Source organism: Nonlabens spongiae, assembly GCF_002117125.1.
GTDB classification, from domain to species: Bacteria; Bacteroidota; Bacteroidia; order Flavobacteriales; family Flavobacteriaceae; genus Nonlabens; species Nonlabens spongiae.
This window is the reverse complement of sequence record NZ_CP019344.1, coordinates 955269-976579: the sequence shown is the minus strand read 5'-3', so window position 1 is coordinate 976579 and position 21311 is coordinate 955269. Positions and strand designations below refer to the sequence as shown.

Below are 21311 nucleotides of genomic sequence, written 5' to 3'. Positions count from 1 at the left end.
GCAGTTATGAACATTCCTGACTCACCATTGCCTAGAGTCGTTATCGTAGGAGGTGGTTTTGGAGGAGTTACGCTTTCGCGAAAGCTGACCAAAAAAAAGTTTCAGGTCGTACTTATAGACCGTCACAATTATCACAATTTTCAACCCTTAATGTATCAGGTTGCCACCAGTGGATTAGAACCTGACAGTATCGCATTCCCGCTGCGAGGACTGAATGAAAAGAAGAACAATTTCTTTTTCCGTATGGCAGAGGTGGAGTCTGTTGAGCCAGTGATGAACACCTTGCAAACAGATAAAGGAGAAGTCAAGTTTGATTATCTAGTAATTGCTACGGGTAGCCGGACTAATTACTTTGGGAACGAGCAGATTAAGGAAGCATCGCTCCAAATGAAAACAGTTCCCCAAGCGCTCAACATACGTAGTTTTATGTTGCAAAATCTAGAAAAGGCAACGCTTACAAACGATCCTGAAGAGCAAAAAGAGCTCATGCGCATCGTGATCTCGGGAGCTGGACCTACAGGCGTTGAACTTTCTGGTGCTTTCGCCGAATTCAAAAAAGGAGTACTGCCCAGCGATTACCCAGATCTGAATCCTGATTTTATGGAGATTCATCTATTAGATGGTGAGGATCGTGTGCTTTCCAGCATGAGTAAAAAAGCTTCTCAAAAAGCTGAAAAATACTTGAAAAAGCTCGGTGTAACGCTGCATCTAAACACCTTGGTCAAGAATTATGAAGATCTGACCATATCGACAAACAAAGATTTAGAACTCACCGCCCATACCTTTATCTGGAGTGCTGGAGTAACGGGTAACCCACTTTCAGGTTTGAAGGAGGGAAGTATAGACGAGCGTTCGCAGCGTTTTTATGTTGATCACTTCAATAGAGTAAAAGATTACGATAACATTTTTGCGGTGGGGGACATCGCCCTGATGAAAACAGATGATTACCCTAAAGGCCATCCCATGGTCGCTCAACCGGCAATCCAGCAAGGGAAATTACTGGTCAAGAATCTCGAGCGACTGGAAAATGGCAAGGATATAAAGCCCTTTTCCTATTTTGATAAGGGCAGCATGGCCACTATAGGCCGTAACAAAGCGGTAGCCGATGTAAAGGGAATAACACTCGGCGGTTTCCTGGCTTGGTTTACTTGGCTAGTGGTTCACTTGTATTTCTTGGTAGGAGTGCGCAACAGGCTGGTGGTTTTTCTGAATTGGATCTACAATTACTTCAATTTTGACCGCGCCGCACGTCTGATCATTAGGCCATTTCAAAAAAATGATATGTCTAAAAAGTTGAAGAATAGTACTAATGCCACTTAGATAAAATTAAGTCTAAGTCTAAGTCTAAGTCTAAGTCTAAGGTCAAGTTTATTTAGTGTCTTAAGATGATTAGACTTAAAAAATTAATCGTTAAGATATGTGATCTAATTGGTTGGACTGATCAACAAAAACCTGTTTTCTAATTTCGACCTATATCAGGGACGTACAACGTACATGAGTCATAACTCATAACTCTGAAGTCTTGTTCAAAAAAATATTATTTCTGTATGTTGAACTTTCAATTTCACTATTCAATCTTGTAATACAAGTTCCGTAGGTTAACGCTATTTATTACCTTTGAAAATCAATAAACAAACGATAAAAACACTCTTATGAGTACATATGATGTGGCCGTTATAGGTTCTGGTCCAGGAGGCTACGTGGCAGCGATACGCTGTGCACAACTAGGTATGAAAACTGCAATAATTGAAAAGTACGATACGCTGGGCGGTACTTGTCTCAACGTAGGTTGTATTCCGTCAAAAGCACTACTGGATTCATCGCATCATTATCATGATGCCGTTAAACATTTTGAAGAACACGGTATAGAAATTCCTAGTGATATAAAGATCAATTTTGAGCAAATGATTGCGCGCAAGAAAAAGGTGGTGGATCAAACTTGCGATGGTGTAGCTTTTTTGATGAAAAAGAACAACATCGATGTCTACACAGGGATGGGTTCTTTTGTAGATGCGACACACATCAAAATTGTGGGAGATAAAGAGGAAACAATCGAGGCAAAGAAGACCATTATTGCCACAGGTTCTAAACCGGCAACGCTGCCTTTTATAAAATTAGACAAAGAACGTATCATTACCAGTACAGAAGCTCTTAAACTCAAAGAGATTCCCAAGCACATGATCGTTATAGGTGGAGGCGTGATAGGTCTTGAATTGGGTCAGGTGTACCGAAGACTAGGAGCCGAGGTAACCGTGATCGAGTATATGGACCGCATTACTCCGGGAATGGACAAGGTCCTTTCTAAGGAATTAATGAAAGTCCTGAAAAAACAAGGTGTGAAGTTCCATTTATCACATGCGGTCAACAAAGTAGAACGTGATGGCGATACGGTTACGGTAACTGCCAAAAACAAAAAAGACGAAGAAGTCACTTTTGAAGGAGATTACGTATTAGTAAGTGTGGGTCGTAGACCATATACTGATAAATTAAATGCAGCTGCCGCCGGAGTAAAAGTCAATGAGAAAGGTCAGATTGACGTAAATGAACACCAGCAAACAAATATTCCAAACATCTACGCCATAGGAGATGTGGTAAGAGGAATCATGTTGGCTCACAAAGCAGAGGAAGAAGGCGTTTTTGTCGCTGAAACTATTGCAGGTCAAAAACCACACATCAATTATAATCTGATTCCTAATGTGATTTACACTTGGCCAGAAGTTGCCAGCGTAGGTAAAACCGAGGAGGAATTAAAAGAAGCTGGTGTAAATTATAAAAGTGGTCAGTTCCCTATGCGGGCTTTAGGTCGATCCAGAGCATCAGGAGATATCGATGGTTTGGTTAAAATCCTCGCCGATAAAGAAACCGATGAAGTTCTAGGTGTCCACATGATAGGAGCTCGCGTAGCCGACTTGATTGCTGAAGCGGTAACAGCTATGGAATACCGTGCCAGTGCAGAGGATATCGCACGCATGTCACACGCACACCCTACTTATGCTGAGGCGGTAAAAGAAGCCGCTCTCGCTGCGACAGAAGATCGGGCGTTGCATGTGTAAGATTTTATACAGTATGAGTAAAAGGGTAGAAGAGATTCTGCCCTTTTTTTATGATCCAAGCTGAAACAGATCACCATCCTTATTTTTTTCGTCTGGGGCTCTTATCATTTCTTTGAGACACTTGGCCTCAATCAATATCTTATCTTTGCAACCTTAAAAATGTAACCATGCAAGACGGATTATACGCTAAGCTAGAAACCTCAAAAGGGGATATTCTTTTACAACTTCACTACGATAAAACTCCAGGAACGGTAGGGAATTTTGTCGCCCTCGCAGAAGGAAACCTCGAGAACGATGCAAAACCTCAAGGAACGCCTTACTATGATGGCCTTAAATTCCACCGAGTCATTCCAGACTTTATGATTCAGGGAGGTGATCCACAAGGAACTGGTTCTGGTGGACCAGGTTACAAATTTGACGATGAGTTTCATGAGGATCTCAAGCATGATGGACCTGGAGTCTTAAGCATGGCAAATGCAGGGCCTGGAACAAATGGTTCCCAATTTTTCATCACACACATCGCAACAGACTGGTTGGATGGGAAACATACTGTTTTTGGAAAAGTTGAAGAAGGTCAGGATGTCGTGGATAGTATCACTCAAGGTGATGAGATCAAACATGTTGAGATCATCCGTAAGGGTTCTGAAGCTGAGTTGTTCAATGCCGTGGAGTCGTTCAGAGCTTTTGAAGGAGCAGCTAAACAAAGAGAAGAACAGGCCCGTAAACAACAAGAACAACAACTGGACGAGATCGCAAAAGGCTTTGATAAAACTGATAGTGGTTTGAGATACAAAATCATCAATAAAGGCGATGGAACTCTTGCAGAAAAAGGCAAAACGGTTTCCGTACACTATAAAGGAATGCTGGCTGATGGGAAAGTATTTGACTCTTCCTACAGTCGCAACCAGCCTATCGATTTTCCGTTAGGAATGGGTCAGGTTATCTCAGGCTGGGATGAAGGTATTGCTTTGCTGAAGGTAGGGGATAAAGCACGTCTCGTAATCCCACCGCATTTGGCTTATGGATCAGCTGGAGCAGGTGGGGTTATACCACCTAACGCGACACTCGTTTTTGACGTAGAATTGATGAACGTGAAATAAAACGTTCCCTTTCGTAAGAAGCGGCTCAAGGATCAAGTTTTAAGATTCTTGAGCCGTTTTCATTTTAGGTATTAGAGGACTTTTAAACTCGTGATAATCTTTTGTTATCGGGTAAGGTGGCAACTGATCTTGCAACTATATTTATGGTGTTACGCTTTCGCGAAAGCGTAGTTATCAAGAAGCTAATTCATTATCAGGTTTGCAATGACAGAAGAAGAATACAAAAAGAAGCTCACACCAGAGCAATACCATATTTTACGTGAAAAAGGTACGGAACGTCCTTTCACCGGTGAATACAACACCCATTATGAAGACGGCGTATACAGTTGTGCCGCCTGTGGGAATCCATTATACAAATCAGAAGCTAAATTTGATTCGGGCTGCGGCTGGCCTTCTTTTGACGATGAAATCGAGGGCGCTATAGAACGTAAAAGAGACACGACGCACGGCATGATCCGCACAGAGATCTTGTGCGCCAATTGTGGCAGCCATCTAGGCCATGTCTTTAACGACGGACCTACAAATACTGGAATCAGACATTGCGTAAACAGCCTTAGTCTGGATTTTGAGAAGAAGTAATTAATTATTACAAGGTTCTCGAGAGACTTGCGATTCAAGAAGGAATTGTCTTTATCTGAATAGGTAGCACCGCCCACTTGTCAAACGTTGAGGTGATTAGCGCCATCAATTTTAATGAACGATTTGGATTCACTTGAAATCGCTTCAGAATTTGTCCGACGGTAATCTATACTAATAGGTCGATCCTGATCTCCATGTACGATGAGAACATCTTGATGTAACTCCTGTGCAAAATTTATAGGAGCTGCAATCTGAGGATCAAAATCTGCAATTTCACCAGATGTTCAATCAGGTAGTCCATAGAATTAGGGACTTGTAGTCATATATAGTAAACGGCGTAGTCGTGAGTAATAGTTCTGAAATTGGTGAAGGTACTGTCAATTATTCTATATTGGATGTTATTATCTATGACCGTGATTTGCAGACCAATCGCACCACCGATTGTCCCCAAACGCCGATATTTTGATGACCTGATTGAAGCAGTTTTTGTGTGACTTTTTGCACATCAAATTTCTCTTTTGCACCAAACGTGCAGAAATCACCGTTGCTGGATCTATGCGCTCTCAAATTCATGGCTACAGTGTTAAATCCTAAGTCATGAACCCATTTCATTTTCTCGGTAATATGTTCCTTTCCGGCTCGTAGACCCTGCAGAAAGAGTACTGTACCCTAGTTATTTTTAGTGGCTTTTGCATCAATTGGATAGAAACCTCTTCATGAGCCATTAATTCATAATATTCAAAATCTTCATTGCGGGCCGGTGTCGGTTCTGGTGACCAGCGACCTTTGGTCATTAAAAGGATCACCGGATTGTTGATTTCTACAATGTCCCTGGGCATAAAAAGTGAAGGAATAGTTCTGCTGTGATGATGCAGATCAGAAAACCAATTCCAAACTTTTTTAATTTTTTCAAACGTTAGGGTTTATCTAAACATCATATGTAGGACGTAAGATTTAAGTGTAATCTTCCGAATGTTTAGCACTTCGATTTGCTAGAAATCAATGCATTTAATTCTACTACTGTAAGAAATACCACCTTTAAATGTGAGAATTAACCTACTTAATGATAGGTTTTATAATTTTTATCCTCATTTAATGAAGATTAAGAGTTTTCATTTCATCGGCAAAAATCGATTAACAACACTGAAAAAAAAATGTTAATATCATTTTCTCAATGAATTAAGCATTTAAATGATTATAATGTAATTAAAAACCGATAATCATCTATAAATATGATTTTTAGCTTTATTTAACAAAAGTTTTAATTCAAGAAATTACATTTTTTTAGGTCATGTTTCTAGATTTAAAGCAAAATGAGACAGGTTTAACTATTAGAAAATAAGTTTATTAAAGAAAAAATTTCAATTGTGTTTAATCGTTTGAAACTGTAGTTAATCGTGTAAATCAAGTTGCTTATGAAGCTAAATTTAACATTTTTAAATATTATCTTTTATGAAATCTTATGGATGATATTCATAGTGATAAATGCTTTCAACATAACCTTAGATTATAGTCATTTTTCCTGGTCTGAAGACTCTAGTTCCTTGATAAAATCAGATAAGACATTAATGAATCGAATAATTAAAGATGAAAAATTTAACTCTTTTTCTGAAAATAGAGCGATTTCTGTTTATGAAGTTAACTATTCTGAAATTTCAGACTCTTTAATTCAAATCAAAAGTAAAGATCGTTATGAATCTATAATTGCTCCATGCTCTAGTTGTGATTTTTCAGGTTCAATTTCTGGGAATTTCACCTTTCAATCAAATCAAACATATTGTATTACTTCAAATTCTACTGTGAGTGATGTTACCTTTCAAAACAACACCAGCGTTTGCGTCGCACCTAATGTTACTCTGACTATTCAAAACAATATCAATTCATCAGGTGATATAAATTTTAATGTAGAAGGAACTCTGATTTTTGGCCAATCGCCTCAGTTCAATGCTGGAGTTGAAATGATAATAGGGAATAATGGGATTGTAAGAGCAGGTTCTAATGGGAATAACAACATCACTTTTAATGGGACAACCAATACTTTTATTAATAACGGTTTAATTCAAGTTACTGTACTTGGTTTTCAAAATGGCAATTCAACTAATACAATATTCAACTATGACGAATTTGATATTAATGGTAATATAAATATCTCAGGGATAACGAGTTTTAGAAATTTTGGAATAATCAATATCGGACAAAGTTTTAATAACAGCTCTCAGGGTACTTTCTCCAACTGTAATATAATCAATACTCAAGTAGGCTTTAACTTAAACGGTGGTGCAATTTATAATACTGGAATTTTTAGAACTTTAAATGGAAACGTTGATTTTGGTAATGGGGGTGCACGTTTTGAAAATTATGCCACAATGGAAATTGGGGGAACACTCAATTTCGGTAATAATCAGAACGTATTTTATAACGAAGGACTAGCAATTTTAACTAATTCAGTCCAAGGTACTTTCGGTCAGATAGAGGGTCCTTCTGATTCTAATAAATTGGGTTATATTAAATGGGATAGAAGACCTAGTATAAACAGTGGCGTAATCGGACCAAATTTAGATATAGAATATCGTCCCGGCGCCACACCTGCTGCAAAGGCTAATGTATATCAAAACTTCAATGGAACGGAGGTAGGAAATGTATCTAAAGCTTGTGAAGCTTTTGGAAATTGTACTGCACCACAAGAAATTACAGGTGATGTCTGTAGAAATATAAATGGATCTGTTCCCACCATATTCATGCCTACTCAAACCGTAATGGAAAATAACTCTTTTACTTCCGTTCAACCTACGTTAACCAATTCACCGGGCGGAACGATAACTTACAGCCTTTCTGGTGATGATGCCGCCCTTTTTACCATCAACTCTAGTACCGGCGTAGTAAGTATGGTTCCTAGGGATTTTGAAAATCCTGTCGATTCGGATACAGATAATTTTTACGATTTGATTTTAACTGGCACGACCAGTTTAGGCGGAGATGTAAGTGATGAGTTCACAGTAATTGTAAATAATGATTGTGAAGAGGAAGAACTCGCTTTGATGAATAAACTTCGTGCAACAGATCCTATCGGAGATATTAATGGTGATACGGGAACTCTTCAAGTTGAAATTGTGGATGAAACTAATACGCCTAGATCTGGTGTACAAGTAATATTATTTAAAGAAAGTGGTCCTGGGATAATATCTAATTCAACGGGAGTAACTGATGCATTCGGTCATTTCTCAACAACAGTAACAAGTACTCTAGCGGGTGTTGCCACATATTCGGCTCGTTATGCGAGTACAACAGGTGCACCTGATACTGATGTTGAACTAGGGAATCCAACCATGGTGAGATTTTTAACAAACATAGATGACCGCGAAACAGTGGGTGAGGTAGGTATTGCCACTAATTTTCCTCATCCCTCCAGTGTCCTAGAAGTGTACAGTGAAGATAAAGGTCTACTGGTGCCTAAAGTAGCATTGTTAAGCAGTTCAGACACAGCCACGATTCCTAGACCCGTAAATTCATTACTAGTATATAATACAAATGGGACAAATTCACTTTCAGAAGGATTTGTATTCTTCGACGGTACAGAATGGAAGAGTATATGTTTAATAAGAGATGCTCAAGGGCAATAACCAAGGCAATAACATATAACTCAGTTGAACCCTTAAACAAAGAAAAATAATATTACACGATACTCTATGAATATGAAATCTAATCACTCAATTTATGCGTTAATATTTTTCTTAGCTATTTCTCAATCAGTTTGCTTAGCTAACAATGCCTTTATATCACCTTTTAGTGTAGATAGCTACGGAAACCAAGGGGTTAATGAATACGACACTTATACGAGCCCTGCTGCAACCCTTACTGGAAGTCCCGCAGGAGCAGTTACATACAGTCTTTCAGGTCCCGATGCTGCTTTATTTTCAATAAATTCAAATGATGGTGTGGTCAGTATGGTGCCTAGAGATTTTGATAATCCTCAAGATGCTGATGGAAATAACCTTTATAGCGTAATAGTAACAGGAACAGATTCAAATTCAAATACTGCAGAACAATTTCTTGATGTCGTTGTATTCAATCTTTGTGACGAGACTGAAAATGAAGACATGTTTAAACTATCTGCACCAGATTCATTAGCAGATATCAATGGGGATACAGCTACACTAAGAATTAGTCTGATTGATGCTGATGAGACTCCTCTTTCAGCTACAGACGTCATTTTTGTAACCACTTCTGGAGCTTCATTTACGACTATCATCTCTCCCTCTGGTACAACAAACGCTTCTGGGATATACGAGAGTGTTGTTATTGGTAACAGCATAGGGATATCACAGTTCACAGCTATGTATGATAGTGACAACGATGGTACTCCAGATGCCATGGTGCCCTTAGGCTCTCCTACTGCAGTTAGAGTAACTGATAATGTGAACAATTTTGCAGTTGAAGGCATGGTGGGGATTGGTACTGAAACTCCTGATCCTTCTTCCATATTTGAAGTCGCAGGTACAGATAAAGGTGTTCTTATACCTAGAGTAGCACTTACCGGAACCACAGATACGACTACAATTGCTACACCAGCAATATCATTACTCGTTTATAATACTTCTACTTCTGGCGGACTTAGTCCAGGTTTTGTTTTTTGGAATGGATCATCTTGGGAAAATGTCTGTGCACTGTAATGCTTAGTTAAACCTAAAACATCTCTCAAAGAAAGCTAGAAGACTGTATAAATAAAACTCGTTAAAACGCACTAACACATGAAAACAACTATATATTATAAATCCCTGATTGCAGCATGTATCTGTATTTTATTTACAACAAACCTTGTTGCCAATTCGAAAAATTTTGATTCGACACCTGATTTGGATTTGTCACAATTCATTGCTATTAGTTCAGTGGGGGATATCTTAGGTCATGAAGGTAAAGTAGGAGTATCCTTATTTAATTACCGAGGCGTACCACTGTCTGGTATTACCGTGAAGCTTGTTGCGAATGGAAATAAAGCCACTTTAACTAACATTTCTGGAAAAACCGATAAAAACGGTTCATTTACTTCATCATTGTTCAGCAAGGTGATGACCGTAGTAAAAGTTACAGCAGTTATAGACATCGATGGCGATGGAAAAGCAGAAACAAGTATGGATAAAACAATTTCTATTTCTTTCATAAACAGCATAGCTTCGCATACTGGAGTTGGAATCAACACCGACACTCCAGATGATAGTGCGGTTTTACATATCAATTCAAGTGATAGAGGCGTACTTATTCCAAGAGTGGCATTGCTGGGATGCTCAGATCGGGTGACAATTTTAGATCCTGCTTTATCCTTACTGGTTTTCAATACTAACCCCTCAGATTCACTTAAAGTGGGATACGTTTATTTCAATGGTACAGATTGGGTAAACTTCTATTATTAAATTTATTTTTGGTCAAATCCAATATCACCCAAAAATATCATTAAGCAACGCAGCGAGCCGCACGCCACCTTTTTGCAATTGCTCTTTCATAAGATCGGTGTAATCGTACATGTAGCGATAACCTAAATTGTCGCCTTTCTCCACATTTGCATAGATCATCTTATACTTGCTCTCGGCTGTCTTTTAACCAGTCACGGTGGGTGCCCGCAGCTATTTGCTTGTACCGCTTTCGCGAAAGCGGAACCATATTCACTGCCAGTTCTGAGTAACTCATACCGTAACTCTCGATCATTTTTGTGTCCCAGACAGAATGTAGGTTAGTACCTTTATTGAACCAACGCACCTGAAAATCATTACCGCCTTTATCTACTTTTAAACCCACATGCAAAGGCTGGTGCAGGTCACCTATATAGTGAACCAGCATCTTCAGCTGAAATGCTTTTTCCTCATTACTAGTGGTTTTTGATTTTAAAATGGCGATTGCTTTATCTATCGCTACAATAATGTCACCTTTTTCACTTTTGGGATGGGAGTCATAAGTCTTTTCAAAAGGAATGTTCACATAATGCGTGGGACCCAGACTTCTGTATTTTGAATCGCTCTTGATCTCGTCTGCAAAGGTGGATACTGTGGCTAGGGAAGCTCCGTCCAGAAGTTTTGAAATGTTACGTTTTACCTTTTTAGTGAGGTGCTGGGTTGCGATAGCTGCTGTGGTCCTGTGACCCGTTTTCCCCCAATCTTCAGCAACGCAGCTATAACTGATGGTAAAAGCGATCAGCGCTTGAATAAATAACTTCATGTTTTTAAAGTCAAAAATAAGCGCTGATCGCCAGAAAGATTAGGTAGTTAAGTTGATTATTTTACCAATCAGGGTTAATTGGAAGCCGTTTTAGTTTCGCTGTTCTAATTGTTACAAATCTAGAAGTGGCTGGCACTAGAGAAAATACCTAATGGTGGGTAATTTTTCAATATTGCCTAAGACAATTCTCACAAAATAAGTTGTTACTTATATAAAGTGTAGGCCTCTTCAAATAGTCTAGAAAACTTACGACGCAACTGTCGTGGTGATAACACTTCCAGCGATTTGCCAAATCCCAATAGCAGACGCTCCAGCTCATAATTGGTATGCACTTTCATGCCAAAAGTCATGGAGCCGTCCTCATGTTTTTCAATGAGTTTTTGAGAAGCATGAAAGGGTTTAGTGAGAACGTAAGGGGCGTTTTTACGATCTACTTTGAATTTGATATTTTTTAGAAAACGATTATCCAGCACCGTGACGCCTATGGTGTTTTTATAATAATCGTCGGCATTGATGGGGCAGGGGATGTAGGTCTCTGTAAAATTATAATCAATGCCCATGATGCGATCTAAGGCAAAGGTGAGAATGCGCTCATGATCAGATCGCCTGCCCACTAGGAACCACCTATTGTTATACTCTTTCAAGAAATAGGGATGAAAAGTTGTCTCACTAGGTACCATCGCGTTAAAAGATTGATACATCACTTCTAGCACAACTTCTTTTAAAATTGCCTGATACAGCTCATCCAGCAAGTCAATTCCTTTCAAATCTGCATTGCGATCCAGATGTATGACAGAGGGTTTGTGATGCCGCTCTGTATAAATCTGGTCTTCCAGCTTATTAAAGATTCCTCTAAACTCAGAAAACAAACTGAAATCCTGAAACTGCCGCAACATATCCATCGTTTCAGAAAGTACATTCATGTCGTTTTCTGTAAGTGGTATTTGCGTGATGGAATAATCGGGATCGGCATAGCGGTAGAACTTACGGTCGTAAACTTCTATAAGCGCATTGTAGCCTAATTTATCCCCACGCATCATTTGCAAATCCAGCTGAACCGTGCGCTTGCTTATATTCACATCCTTTCCCTCAAATTCATATAACGCATCACTACAAGCCTCAATCAAATCTTCAAGCGACCAGTGCCTTGCCTGATTCTGTAGGCATTTGTCAATCGTTTTATATCGTATGAGGGCGTTCTTATTAAGAGCCATTGGCTTATATTTTCTGTGAATGTTTTACGTATTTCGTCCCGATAGCTATCGGGATCGCGAAAGCGAGAAACTAACAGTCTAAATCATCAAAAATACAACTACGCAAAAAGATTGCGCAGTAATATGGGCATATTTGTACCGTCGGCAAACAAAACGACGGAGCATTGAGGTTAGGCTCCTGATGTGGTAACTGCGCCGCGGTTTGTCAAAACACAATCGAGAGGCGGCGCAGTTTTTAAATTTTTTATTATGAATCGTAAAGTTACAGGAAAAGACATCAGGGAACTGGGATTCCCGCCAGGAAAATGGTACAGAGAGGCCATAGATCATATCAATATAAACCGTCTCGACGAGGCGGCGATGATGGACTATCTAGAGCAATTTAGATTACCACCTCCTAAGCCCTTGCATAAGGAACCTGTTTCATTCAGTCTGAATATCGCTGCAGAAAACGAACTCGAAGCTGAAAATGTGGAGTCGGTAAGCCGCACCATGGCAGCTGTGATGCGTACACCTACTGTGGTGAGTGGCGCCGTGATGCCAGACGCCTGCCCAGCGGGTCCAGTGGGAACGATTCCCGTGGGTGGGGTCGTTGCCGCAAAAAACGCCATTCATCCCGGTATGCACAGTGCCGATATCTGTTGCTCGGTGATGTTGAGCGATTTTGGCGATGCAGATCCTAAAACTATTTTGGATGCTGCCCAAGCGAGTACTCATTTTGGTCCTGGTGGGCGACCCAGAGGGAAACAATTCAAACCTCCCGTGGATTTAGTGGAGCGTTTTAAAGCCAATTGGTTTTTGAACGACGATAAATCGCTTTCCATTGCTCAAGAGCATCTGGGTACGCAAGGTGACGGTAACCATTTCTTGTTTGTGGGTAAATCTGCCGCTACCGGTAATACCATGATGATCACACACCACGGTTCGCGAGGACCTGGAGCGAGATTATTCAAAAAAGGAATGGATGCCGCAGAACGTTTTAGAAAATTGTTGTCTCCTGAGACTTTAAAGCAAAATGCATGGATTCCTTTTGATACCGATGAGGGAAAAGAGTACTGGGACGCTTTGCAAACCATAAGAGCTTGGACCAGGCTCAACCATGAGAAAATCCATGAATCAGTAGCTGAAAAGGCTGGTGTAACCTTAGAGAACCGGTTTTGGAATGAGCATAATTTTGTGTTCAAGGATGAAGACATATTTTACCATGCAAAAGGAGCCACGCCATTAGATCCTAAATTTATGCCAGACATCACAGGACCACGGTTAATTCCTTTAAACATGGCAGAGCCGGTGCTGATTGTTTCAGGAGCTACCACAGATAGCAACCTAGGTTTTGCGCCTCATGGTGCGGGAAGAAATATGAGCCGCTCCCAGCATAAACGCAACTTGGCAGAACGAAGCAATGACGCCATTTTTGCTGAGGAAACGGCTGGTTTGGATGTGCGTTTTTACAGTAACGAAATCGACATTTCTGAGTTGCCGAGTGCCTACAAAAATGCTGCGGCCGTACGTAAACAAATGAAAGATTACAATCTAGGTGAAGTGCTGGATGAAGTCATGCCTTATGGTTGTATCATGGCAGGCGACTGGCAGAAAAATGCGCCTTGGCGTAAAAAGAAACGCCGTCGTGGTAGGAGGTAGGCTGTCATGATTCAATCAGCTGTCAGGTTGAGTAATCGGGATTGTATCGAGAAGAAAAGAGTCGTCTTGCAATGAGTTCTTATTGAGGATGTTTGAATTTCAATTAACTTGTTGTAACACCCCCAAACCCCCTCGAGGGGGCTTTTTGGTCTGTATCTAAAATCTTAGTTTCACTCTGAAACCGACTTTAGGAGGGATTCAGAGTCTCATTAAGAATGTCTCGATTCAAAAAGCTCCTCGAATACTGACCATGAGATTCTATCCTGACATCTGTACGGGACATCGCACTGTTCCGTTCAGAATGACAGAATAAATCTGTTGTGGCGTCAGTCTGAGTCTATCGAAGACGATTTGTGTCGAGAATTGGAATAAAATAAAAAGACCCATCTTGTAGAAGATGAGTCTTTTGTAGCGTGGGGCGGGCACGATCCGCCGACCTCAGCATTATGAGTGCTGCGCTCTAACCAGCTGAGCTACCACGCCATTGCTTAAAGCGGCTGCAAAGATACAATTATTCTGTTTTAGCTACCAAAACTTTCTATATTAAATCTACAGCATTTTTATTTTTTGACATAGTGACTAAATGCCCTATATTGCCAGCAAACTAATCTGCCATGCAAGATCCTATGAAGTTTACCCTGGAGTTTCCCATACAAGTGTCTCCTAAATTATTATATCAATACCTGGCAACTCCTTCAGGCATGTCTGAGTGGTTTGCAGATAATGTGAACAGTAGAGGAGAGTACTTTAGATTCATCTGGGATGGACAAGAAGAGAAAGCAAAAATTGTAAAAAGAGTCAGTGAAGAGCGCGCCCGTTTTCAATGGGATTATGATGAGGGGACTAAGAAATATTTTGAGTTACGCATACAAGTAGATGAGATTACTAAAGATGTGTCGCTCATGATTGAAGATTTTGGTGATGATGAAGATGAGGTGGAAGAGCAAAAATTGTTTTGGGAAAATCAGATCTCAAGCCTTAAAAAGGTGTTAGGTTCAAGGTAATCCTCTCTCTAACCATTAATTTTGAGCCCTAATTGAATTAGGGCTTTTTTTATGATCAATCTCAATGGTTCCATAGTAGACCAGCAACAAGCACAGATACCATTTAATAATCGTGGAACGTATTATGGCGATGGTGTTTTTGAAACCCTACGTTGTTATGAGGGTAAGCCATTGTTGTTTGAAGCGCATTACTTCAGGCTTATGGCAAGCATGCGTATCTTGCGTATGGAGATTCCGCAGTCATTTACACCAGAGTTTATTGAGGAAGAGATAACAAATTTATTAGCTAAAAACAATTTTACTCAAGGTCACGCACGAGTACGATTCACTGTATGGCGCAAACCTGGCGGATTTTACACACCTCAAGATCGAAATGTAGAATTCGCTATAGAGTCTTCTGAGATAGATGGTAAATATCAGAATCCTTCCTCCAGGGAAGTAGAGTTATTCAAAGATCATCATGTCGTTTCTGGGATGTTAGGCAATTTGAAAACCGCTCAGAAAATGGTTAATATCCTTGCAGGTATATACGCTCAAGAAAATGACTATCAGGACATGTTGCTGATCAATGAAAAGAAAATGGTGGTAGAATCCATTTCAGGGAATTTGTTTTTACGATCTGGTGATACGATTAAAACCCCTCCTTTGTCAGACGGTTGTCTCAATGGTATCATGCGTGAGCAGGTATTGTCACAACTCAAAATGATGCTTAATTATAAGGTGGAAGAAACAACAATCACACCTTTTGAATTACAACGCGCCGATGAGCTTTTCACCACAAATATGATCAGAGGAGTTCAGAGCATCCATAAATATAGAAAAAAAGCTTACGAAACTACCTGTGCTGATGAGCTGATCGAATTGATTAATGGGAGGTATTTTGGAGCATAATCAGCTATGGATTAAATACGGATCCACCCGCTTTTCCGTGCTCCCTCTCTAGTCTGGTTTGCATGCTCGATATTTTATATACCATAAATATAACGAGCAATGCCTCAACAACAGTCAGAATTTCAGAATAGATACTGTTTTGAGTACCGACCATCATTTCAGAAGCTGTTTCTGCACTGAGGCTTATCCTATTGACTATTGTGGCGTATATATTATTGATAATATGAATGGCCCACCATAAGCCTATAATCAAACTAATGCCATTATTATTTAAAACGACATTCATTTTTTGTAGTTGATTTTGCAGCCCGCTATTAATTTCGGTCATGATTTTTACAGGCAAATAGATTCATGATGGGAACAAACCAGCTCCACGCTGCGATAGATTCAGGATAATCGGCATTATGACCTAGCCTGATGATGTTATTATAAGCGCTTCTGAACCAATTTATATATACAATAATTAAAATAATTCTTATTACAAAACTTATTTTGCCAGCGAGGAACTGTCTAGAATCAATGTCCTCAGCTTCTTCCATGGTAAAACAGGTTCCTTGGTCTATGCGTTCTAGTAAATCCAGTTCAAAAAAGTCCAGCGCGATCCCCACCATAGATGCAATGATGATGATCCAGAAAACCACTATCAGAATTTTAGCCCTGTGAGTATTACTCTAAATAGCTTTTACGGCATGCGCATTTTTTCGAAAATTTGGAACTATGTGCTTGTGATCAGTAGGTTGATTCTCTTTAGGTGATCCTTACTCGATATATATATTAGCTGGTTTAACTGATAGTTAGTATAACAGCTTCAAATCTAAACCTTTAAATGTTTCAATTGCTAATTTGAATATGAGAGCTGGGTTGAAAGTTACGCTTTCGCGAAAGCGTGCAACATCTAACCATGATTCTAAGAATAGAAACTTTGCATACCTAAAGTTCTTAAGTATATTTACACCTAAGAAACTTAGGTATGTCTACAGCAAATTTATATCGAGGCAGTCTTGCCACCATCATTATGCAGTTGCTGGAGCGGGAGGGAAGGATGTATGGTTATGAGATTACCCAGAAGGTAAGGGAGGTTACTAAGGACAGTCTCCAGATTAAAGAAGGAGCTTTGTACCCTGCGCTGCACAAGCTGCAAGCTCAGGGTTACCTCACGGTTGAAGCAGAGAAAGTGAATAATCGTATACGTAAGTATTATAAACTGACTGAAAGCGGTGAGAAGGAAACTGTTAATATGCTGGAAGACTTGAAACAGTATATTCAAGACATGCAACTGGTCATCAACCCTAAATTGAGCTATTGATGGAAATAAGCGACGAGCAAATAGAAAAATTATATGTGTTCACGCGCAAGCATTACGTAGAACATTATGATCTGCAAACGGAGCTTGTGGACCACCTTGCGCTAGGAATTGAGCAACAGTGGCAGGAGCATCCTAATCGCAGTTTTGATAAGGCGTTGCAAAAGGAGTTTAAGAAGTTTGGTGTTTTTGGTTTTACTGAAATCGTAGAACAGCGGCAGAAAGCGCTAAGTAAGAAATACATGAAATTCATTTGGCAACATTTGAAGGAGTATCTCACGTTGCCTAAGTGTGTTTTCGCATTATCAGTCACCGCTGCCTTATTTTATCTCATCCAAATTTTAAATCTAAGATCACTGCCGGTGCTTACCGTTATGGCGATTCTTTTAGTGGTGTATTTTATTTGGTCTGCGAGAAGCGCCTGTCGTGCACGTAAAAAACGAGAATCAGATAAGGAGAAGACCTGGATGCTTGAAGAAATGATACGCAATCAAGGGAATACGGTGGGAGCGATATGGCTACCGTTTCATTTCATCCAGATATTCATCCATATCGATGATGGCAACCTATCTGACTGGAACCCTTATTTTCTAGCAGCAATTTGTTTTGTGTTCGTTCTAATGTGCTTAGTTCTATATGTGATAACGGTTGAAATTCCTAAACACGCTGAGACATACCTGCGTCAGGAATACCCAGAATATGATATCGCATAGAAAAAGCGACCCTGAGATCGCTTTTTTATTTAGATCTTTAATTTTTCTACTGTATAGGCATATTTCTATATCTGGAACTTGCTAGCAAGTAAACACCGTAAAGTGTAAGTCCAGCTGCAACAATTCCCATAACAATAGTACCACCTTCTTGACTGATGAATTGCAGGGCGTTCTTTGTACCACCCGCAGCTTTGCTTGCGTTTGAGGACATGGCGGCTTTGGCAAACAAAAATGCCAATACACCTATGACAACTCCTCTCGCGGTGAAACCCCATTTTCCAGCTTTGACTAGAAATTCCTGAGCTTTACGGTCTAATTCAGCATTCTGAACTTTATCCTTGAATTTGCCTGAGAAAGCTCTGTAAAATTCGTAGATGGCTTTACCTGCTAAACATAAGGCTATAAAAACAACTACGTATTTACCCCAGTCATTTTGCATGAGAGAACCTAGCCAGCTGCCCCCACCGCTACTCCCACCAACATTCAGGAGTAGATTTACTCCATAAATTCCTAGTGTAGAATAACCAAGAGCGCTCACTGCATAAGCTATTCTGCGTACGGTACTCTTTTTATCACTCTCACCGCGCCCCTCAGGATTTTTGATAGCTAAATAAACCCGCCAAGCGGCAAAGGCAAATATTCCTAAGGTCATGAGTCCTAGAATTATCTGACCAAAAGGCTGACTAGAAATGTATTGGAGTGCGTCGTTGCTACCTGTAGCACCTCCATCGCTTTGAAAAGCTGAGTAAGCGGTCAAACCGCCCACTAGTAAATAGACAGCTCCCTTTGTGAATATCCCAAATTTGGCGAAAGTCTCTTTCTTACTACTCATTTTGTTATTTTCAATATTAAATTCTGTTTTTAATCGAAAACCACGTTTAGTTCATATTTACCAAAAAATTCGCAATAGTTTTAGAAAGCCACAGATGGTTAGCGGTTTTAATTAACTAAATCACTGAATAAAACTCACTGTATTATTTAGCGAATTCTTCGCAAAGTGCAGCACATTTTCTACAAGCTTCTGCGCAGTCTTGGCAGTGTTGGTGATCGTGTTTGGAGCATTCATCAGCACAAGCGTTGCATGTTTCTGCACAAACTTTTAGATAAGACTTTGTGAACTGAGAGTCAAAAGTCACTAATTTTAATGCTGTACTACAAACTTCTGCACATGCGATATCTGTCTTTATGCAATTTGCCATCATTTTAACATTTTCCTCCCCTAAGCATGCCTGAGCACAGTTATTGCAATGCGTAATACATTGAGTAAGTGCGTCAATTAGTTCTTGATTCTTCATAATTTTCTTTTCCTCAAAGATGTAATGATTTAGAAAGATTCACTGTTACGATTATGTTGAACTTACCTAAAGATGTGCTAAATAATCAATCAAGATCATTTTCATGATCCTATGAATCTGGGGTCAGCTAATTAGGGATTATTATAATCCCCTTTTGCCCAAGCGACGGTTGGCGTGATCCATTCATCCATAGCTCGGAACAAGAAACCGTGGCCTAGCCCTGTATGAATTTTAATTTCTTTGAAATATTTGATCTCGCAGGTGGTGTTTTGTAATCTCGCTTTCGCGAAAGCGCCATCAGGATCAGAGCTTTCATAAATATTGAGACTGTTGCCACAAAAGTTCATCTCAGGAATATTCTGTAAATCTGATTCATGATAACTAGCGATCAAGACAAAATTGAGGTCAGGCCGATTTGCCAAAGTGCTCACATACTGAGCGATGTATCCACCTTTTGAAGTTCCGGCCACAGTTATATGATTTGCAGGAACTCCGTTTGAGACAAGACTTTCTATTTGTTCAACCACGGTGGTCACATATTCTCGCGCGTTGACATTACCATTTCTGCTCGCTGATCACAGTAAGTTCTGCCTCTTCAAATGCAGCGATAATTTACCCAGCCACTCGCATTTTCTATGGTTCAGGCGATGGTATCATCATTCCTCTCTTTGTAACTCTTATCGATGACTCCCACGACCGTGCTCTCGTCCAGTTGTGATTCTAGCGTGATATCCACAATCGTGCCTGGATCCAAACAATGAAGATGAATTTGTGATGCTCAATCTTGACCTTACTGATAGGATAGTAATCTGGCGACTCTGGGAATTTCCATTTTAGCTCTCTTCCCATTTCCAGTCTGCCCGTTCCATGAGCGATAAAGTAATTCTTCATTTTTTCAGGATCGACGATTGCCTCAAAGACTTCGCTTGCTGGTTTCTGAATCTAAATTGCTGATTTTGGGGAGAGTGGGGATGTTGTCATGGGGTAAAGGTAGGGGTTTTATAAATGGTTCAGTAACACCCACAACCCCCTCGGAGGGGGCTTTTGATCTGAATCTAAAATCTTATTGTCACTCTGAAACCGACTTTAGGAGGGATTCAGAGTCTCTATAAATCTATCATGATTTCAAAAGCGTCTGCGCGCGTATCTCAAAGATTCTGAATCGTCGTCCGGCTCCGTTCAGAATGACAAGAATAAAAATTGACCCAGTATGACATCGAGAATTTCAGCCTTTAGATCTATGTCTGTCACTCTGAAAGTGAGTAACTAGCTATTCAGAGTCTTCGTTTTTGTGACTCAATTTTGAAGTGAGACTGCGACCCCCCCCCAAACCCCCTCGAGGGGGCTTTCTCGTCTGTATCTAAAATCTTAGTGTCACTCTGAACCCGACTTTAGGAGGGATTCAGAGCCTCATTAAAATGTCTCGATCTTTAAATGCATTATAGAACACCCCCAACCCCCTGGGAAGGGGCTATTGATCACGATTTCAAAATGCATCAGACAATTTTAGGTTTCAAACTTCCCCCTTGAGGGGGATCAAGGGGTTGTTTGCATGATGTGTTTAATTCCTGCGCCTCACCAACAAAAGCGTCAACACCACAATACTCAGAACCCCATAAACCAGCAACCCATATTTAATCATACCAGTGATAAAAAATGTTGGAAAGCCTGAGTATCTACCTTTGCTGGTTGTTTCAATCAGGTCTGGAATCAAGGAAGCATTTTCTAGATAGAAATAGGCAAGGATGCATGAAATACCGAGAACGTAAAAGCGGATTGTTTTAAAGTGGTTTTTATTCATGTTTTAATAGTCTAAAGGTCTACGTGACGGAATTGAAATGCCCTCTGTCTCGATTCAATCCGGGACTTCGGCTCCGCTCAGTCACCTTGCATCCTAATTTATTCGCGGTGACTTCGGCTCCGCTCAGTCACTTTTTTATCGAGGAATTATTGAGGTCGCTGAGCGGAGCCGAAGTGCCTTCTATGACAATTCTTTTTTAATAAAATTCCTATGCATGGTTTCATTCAAACATTTCGCCAGCTCATGTAGTTTATGCGCATTCCCTTCAATCAAGGCTTCTTTCTTTTCGCGTCTCCAGCCTTGAATCTGTTTTTCTCGCTCAAAAGCATGATCAATTCTGGTGAATTCTTCCAGATAAACCAATTCGCGCACTCCATGCTTTTTAGTGTGATTTGAACCGAGTCCATTTATGTGTTGCTGCAACCTAACTTCCAGCTCTTTTGTACTTCCTGTGTAGTAGGTACCATTACCGCATTCTAGGATGTAAACGTGACATGTCATAGTGTGAAG

The 21311-nt window shown here is 40.1% G+C and carries 21 protein-coding genes, 1 tRNA gene and 1 pseudogene; 12 read left to right on the top strand and 11 right to left on the bottom strand.

Annotation, left to right across the window (positions count from 1 at the left end):
- The first annotated feature begins 6 nt into the window (after positions 1-6).
- The 7 genes from BST97_RS04455 (at position 7) to BST97_RS04415 (ending at position 10140) form a co-directional block, all read left to right on the top strand.
- A complete protein-coding gene (locus BST97_RS04455) occupies positions 7-1320 on the top strand; it encodes an NAD(P)/FAD-dependent oxidoreductase (protein WP_085766102.1) in 1314 nt (437 codons plus the stop codon).
- A gap of 332 nt (positions 1321-1652) precedes the next feature.
- On the top strand, positions 1653-3053 hold the full coding sequence (lpdA, locus tag BST97_RS04450; RefSeq protein WP_085766101.1) for a dihydrolipoyl dehydrogenase: 1401 nt from the start codon (positions 1653-1655) through the stop codon (positions 3051-3053).
- 167 nt (positions 3054-3220) lie between these two features.
- Positions 3221-4153 (top strand): peptidylprolyl isomerase, encoded by a 933-nt coding sequence (locus BST97_RS04445; protein ID WP_085766100.1) that lies wholly within the window; start codon positions 3221-3223, stop codon positions 4151-4153.
- 204 nt (positions 4154-4357) lie between these two features.
- On the top strand, positions 4358-4732 hold the full coding sequence (gene msrB / locus BST97_RS04440) for a peptide-methionine (R)-S-oxide reductase MsrB (RefSeq protein WP_085766099.1): 375 nt from the start codon (positions 4358-4360) through the stop codon (positions 4730-4732).
- Between the two features lie 1415 nt (positions 4733-6147).
- Positions 6148-8352 carry an Ig-like domain-containing protein gene (locus tag BST97_RS04425; protein ID WP_085766096.1) on the top strand — a complete coding sequence of 735 codons (2205 nt, stop codon included), beginning with the start codon at positions 6148-6150 and terminating at the stop codon, positions 8350-8352.
- Positions 8353-8424: 72 nt separating this feature from the next.
- Positions 8425-9402, top strand: a complete 978-nt coding sequence (locus BST97_RS04420) for a hypothetical protein (RefSeq protein WP_085766095.1) — start codon at positions 8425-8427, stop codon at positions 9400-9402.
- A gap of 78 nt (positions 9403-9480) precedes the next feature.
- On the top strand, positions 9481-10140 hold the full coding sequence (locus BST97_RS04415; RefSeq protein ID WP_085766094.1) for an Ig-like domain-containing protein: 660 nt from the start codon (positions 9481-9483) through the stop codon (positions 10138-10140).
- Positions 10141-10164: 24 nt separating this feature from the next.
- On the opposite strand, the gene BST97_RS16305 is transcribed toward BST97_RS04415, so the two are convergent.
- The 3 genes from BST97_RS16305 to BST97_RS04405 form a co-directional block, all read right to left on the bottom strand.
- Positions 10165-10299 carry a S1/P1 nuclease gene (locus tag BST97_RS16305; protein ID WP_317043460.1) on the bottom strand — a complete coding sequence of 45 codons (135 nt, stop codon included), beginning with the start codon at positions 10297-10299 and terminating at the stop codon, positions 10165-10167.
- A 1-nt stretch (position 10300) separates the two neighbouring features.
- A complete protein-coding gene (locus BST97_RS04410; protein WP_317043459.1) occupies positions 10301-10939 on the bottom strand; it encodes a S1/P1 nuclease in 639 nt (212 codons plus the stop codon).
- A gap of 203 nt (positions 10940-11142) precedes the next feature.
- Positions 11143-12153 carry a helix-turn-helix transcriptional regulator gene (locus tag BST97_RS04405; protein ID WP_085766093.1) on the bottom strand — a complete coding sequence of 337 codons (1011 nt, stop codon included), beginning with the start codon at positions 12151-12153 and terminating at the stop codon, positions 11143-11145.
- A gap of 249 nt (positions 12154-12402) precedes the next feature.
- Here BST97_RS04405 and BST97_RS04400 point away from each other — a divergent pair, with 249 nt between their 5' ends.
- Positions 12403-13794 carry an RtcB family protein gene (locus BST97_RS04400; RefSeq protein WP_085766092.1) on the top strand — a complete coding sequence of 464 codons (1392 nt, stop codon included), beginning with the start codon at positions 12403-12405 and terminating at the stop codon, positions 13792-13794.
- 409 nt (positions 13795-14203) lie between these two features.
- Here the strand turns inward: BST97_RS04400 and BST97_RS04395 are convergent.
- Positions 14204-14277 (bottom strand) — tRNA-Met (locus tag BST97_RS04395).
- 131 nt (positions 14278-14408) lie between these two features.
- Between BST97_RS04395 and BST97_RS04390 the strand changes: the two genes are divergently transcribed.
- On the top strand, positions 14409-14798 hold the full coding sequence (locus BST97_RS04390; protein WP_085766091.1) for an START-like domain-containing protein: 390 nt from the start codon (positions 14409-14411) through the stop codon (positions 14796-14798).
- Positions 14799-14849: 51 nt separating this feature from the next.
- Positions 14850-15689: an aminotransferase class IV gene (locus tag BST97_RS04385; RefSeq protein WP_085766090.1), complete on the top strand. Its 840-nt coding sequence runs from the start codon at positions 14850-14852 to the stop codon at positions 15687-15689.
- 4 nt (positions 15690-15693) lie between these two features.
- Here the strand turns inward: BST97_RS04385 and BST97_RS16065 are convergent.
- Positions 15694-16228: pseudogene (locus BST97_RS16065) on the bottom strand (DUF4328 domain-containing protein).
- A 431-nt stretch (positions 16229-16659) separates the two neighbouring features.
- Here BST97_RS16065 and BST97_RS04370 point away from each other — a divergent pair.
- Together BST97_RS04370 and BST97_RS04365 are read left to right on the top strand one after the other, a co-directional pair.
- Positions 16660-16995: a PadR family transcriptional regulator gene (locus BST97_RS04370; protein ID WP_085766087.1), complete on the top strand. Its 336-nt coding sequence runs from the start codon at positions 16660-16662 to the stop codon at positions 16993-16995.
- Positions 16995-17705 carry a G protein-coupled receptor family protein gene (locus BST97_RS04365; protein ID WP_085766086.1) on the top strand — a complete coding sequence of 237 codons (711 nt, stop codon included), beginning with the start codon at positions 16995-16997 and terminating at the stop codon, positions 17703-17705. The genes BST97_RS04370 and BST97_RS04365 overlap by 1 nt, the downstream gene beginning before the upstream one ends.
- 46 nt (positions 17706-17751) lie before the next feature.
- Here the strand turns inward: BST97_RS04365 and BST97_RS04360 are convergent, their stop codons facing one another.
- The 6 genes from BST97_RS04360 to BST97_RS04340 all read right to left on the bottom strand — a co-directional run bounded on the left by BST97_RS04360 (position 17752) and on the right by BST97_RS04340 (position 21302).
- On the bottom strand, positions 17752-18537 hold the full coding sequence (locus tag BST97_RS04360; RefSeq protein WP_085766085.1) for a DUF1206 domain-containing protein: 786 nt from the start codon (positions 18535-18537) through the stop codon (positions 17752-17754).
- A gap of 142 nt (positions 18538-18679) precedes the next feature.
- Positions 18680-18904 carry a four-helix bundle copper-binding protein gene (locus tag BST97_RS04355; protein WP_407668583.1) on the bottom strand — a complete coding sequence of 75 codons (225 nt, stop codon included), beginning with the start codon at positions 18902-18904 and terminating at the stop codon, positions 18680-18682.
- A gap of 227 nt (positions 18905-19131) precedes the next feature.
- Entirely contained in the window at positions 19132-19527 is a 396-nt protein-coding gene (locus tag BST97_RS04350; RefSeq protein ID WP_157111440.1) for a hypothetical protein, read from the bottom strand.
- A gap of 193 nt (positions 19528-19720) precedes the next feature.
- Entirely contained in the window at positions 19721-19891 is a 171-nt protein-coding gene (locus BST97_RS15740; protein ID WP_157111438.1) for an SRPBCC family protein, read from the bottom strand.
- A 670-nt stretch (positions 19892-20561) separates the two neighbouring features.
- Complete coding sequence (locus BST97_RS04345; RefSeq protein ID WP_085766082.1) at positions 20562-20801, bottom strand: hypothetical protein; 240 nt, start codon at positions 20799-20801, stop codon at positions 20562-20564.
- Positions 20802-20981: 180 nt separating this feature from the next.
- Positions 20982-21302 carry a GIY-YIG nuclease family protein gene (locus BST97_RS04340; RefSeq protein ID WP_085766081.1) on the bottom strand — a complete coding sequence of 107 codons (321 nt, stop codon included), beginning with the start codon at positions 21300-21302 and terminating at the stop codon, positions 20982-20984.
- Positions 21303-21311 lie beyond the last annotated feature (9 nt).

Coding starts and splice junctions, on each gene's coding strand:
- BST97_RS04455 (WP_085766102.1), top strand. CDS start 7: ATGAACATTCCTGACTCACCATTGCCTAGAGTCGTTATCGTAGGAGGT.
- lpdA (WP_085766101.1), top strand. CDS start 1,653: ATGAGTACATATGATGTGGCCGTTATAGGTTCTGGTCCAGGAGGCTAC.
- BST97_RS04445 (WP_085766100.1), top strand. CDS start 3,221: ATGCAAGACGGATTATACGCTAAGCTAGAAACCTCAAAAGGGGATATT.
- msrB (WP_085766099.1), top strand. CDS start 4,358: ATGACAGAAGAAGAATACAAAAAGAAGCTCACACCAGAGCAATACCAT.
- BST97_RS04425 (WP_085766096.1), top strand. CDS start 6,148: ATGAAGCTAAATTTAACATTTTTAAATATTATCTTTTATGAAATCTTA.
- BST97_RS04420 (WP_085766095.1), top strand. CDS start 8,425: ATGAAATCTAATCACTCAATTTATGCGTTAATATTTTTCTTAGCTATT.
- BST97_RS04415 (WP_085766094.1), top strand. CDS start 9,481: ATGAAAACAACTATATATTATAAATCCCTGATTGCAGCATGTATCTGT.
- BST97_RS16305 (WP_317043460.1), bottom strand. CDS start 10,299: ATGATCTATGCAAATGTGGAGAAAGGCGACAATTTAGGTTATCGCTAC.
- BST97_RS04410 (WP_317043459.1), bottom strand. CDS start 10,939: ATGAAGTTATTTATTCAAGCGCTGATCGCTTTTACCATCAGTTATAGC.
- BST97_RS04405 (WP_085766093.1), bottom strand. CDS start 12,153: ATGGCTCTTAATAAGAACGCCCTCATACGATATAAAACGATTGACAAA.
- BST97_RS04400 (WP_085766092.1), top strand. CDS start 12,403: ATGAATCGTAAAGTTACAGGAAAAGACATCAGGGAACTGGGATTCCCG.
- BST97_RS04390 (WP_085766091.1), top strand. CDS start 14,409: ATGCAAGATCCTATGAAGTTTACCCTGGAGTTTCCCATACAAGTGTCT.
- BST97_RS04385 (WP_085766090.1), top strand. CDS start 14,850: ATGATCAATCTCAATGGTTCCATAGTAGACCAGCAACAAGCACAGATA.
- BST97_RS04370 (WP_085766087.1), top strand. CDS start 16,660: ATGTCTACAGCAAATTTATATCGAGGCAGTCTTGCCACCATCATTATG.
- BST97_RS04365 (WP_085766086.1), top strand. CDS start 16,995: ATGGAAATAAGCGACGAGCAAATAGAAAAATTATATGTGTTCACGCGC.
- BST97_RS04360 (WP_085766085.1), bottom strand. CDS start 18,537: ATGAGTAGTAAGAAAGAGACTTTCGCCAAATTTGGGATATTCACAAAG.
- BST97_RS04355 (WP_407668583.1), bottom strand. CDS start 18,904: ATGGCAAATTGCATAAAGACAGATATCGCATGTGCAGAAGTTTGTAGT.
- BST97_RS15740 (WP_157111438.1), bottom strand. CDS start 19,891: ATGAAGAATTACTTTATCGCTCATGGAACGGGCAGACTGGAAATGGGA.
- BST97_RS04345 (WP_085766082.1), bottom strand. CDS start 20,801: ATGAATAAAAACCACTTTAAAACAATCCGCTTTTACGTTCTCGGTATT.
- BST97_RS04340 (WP_085766081.1), bottom strand. CDS start 21,302: ATGACATGTCACGTTTACATCCTAGAATGCGGTAATGGTACCTACTAC.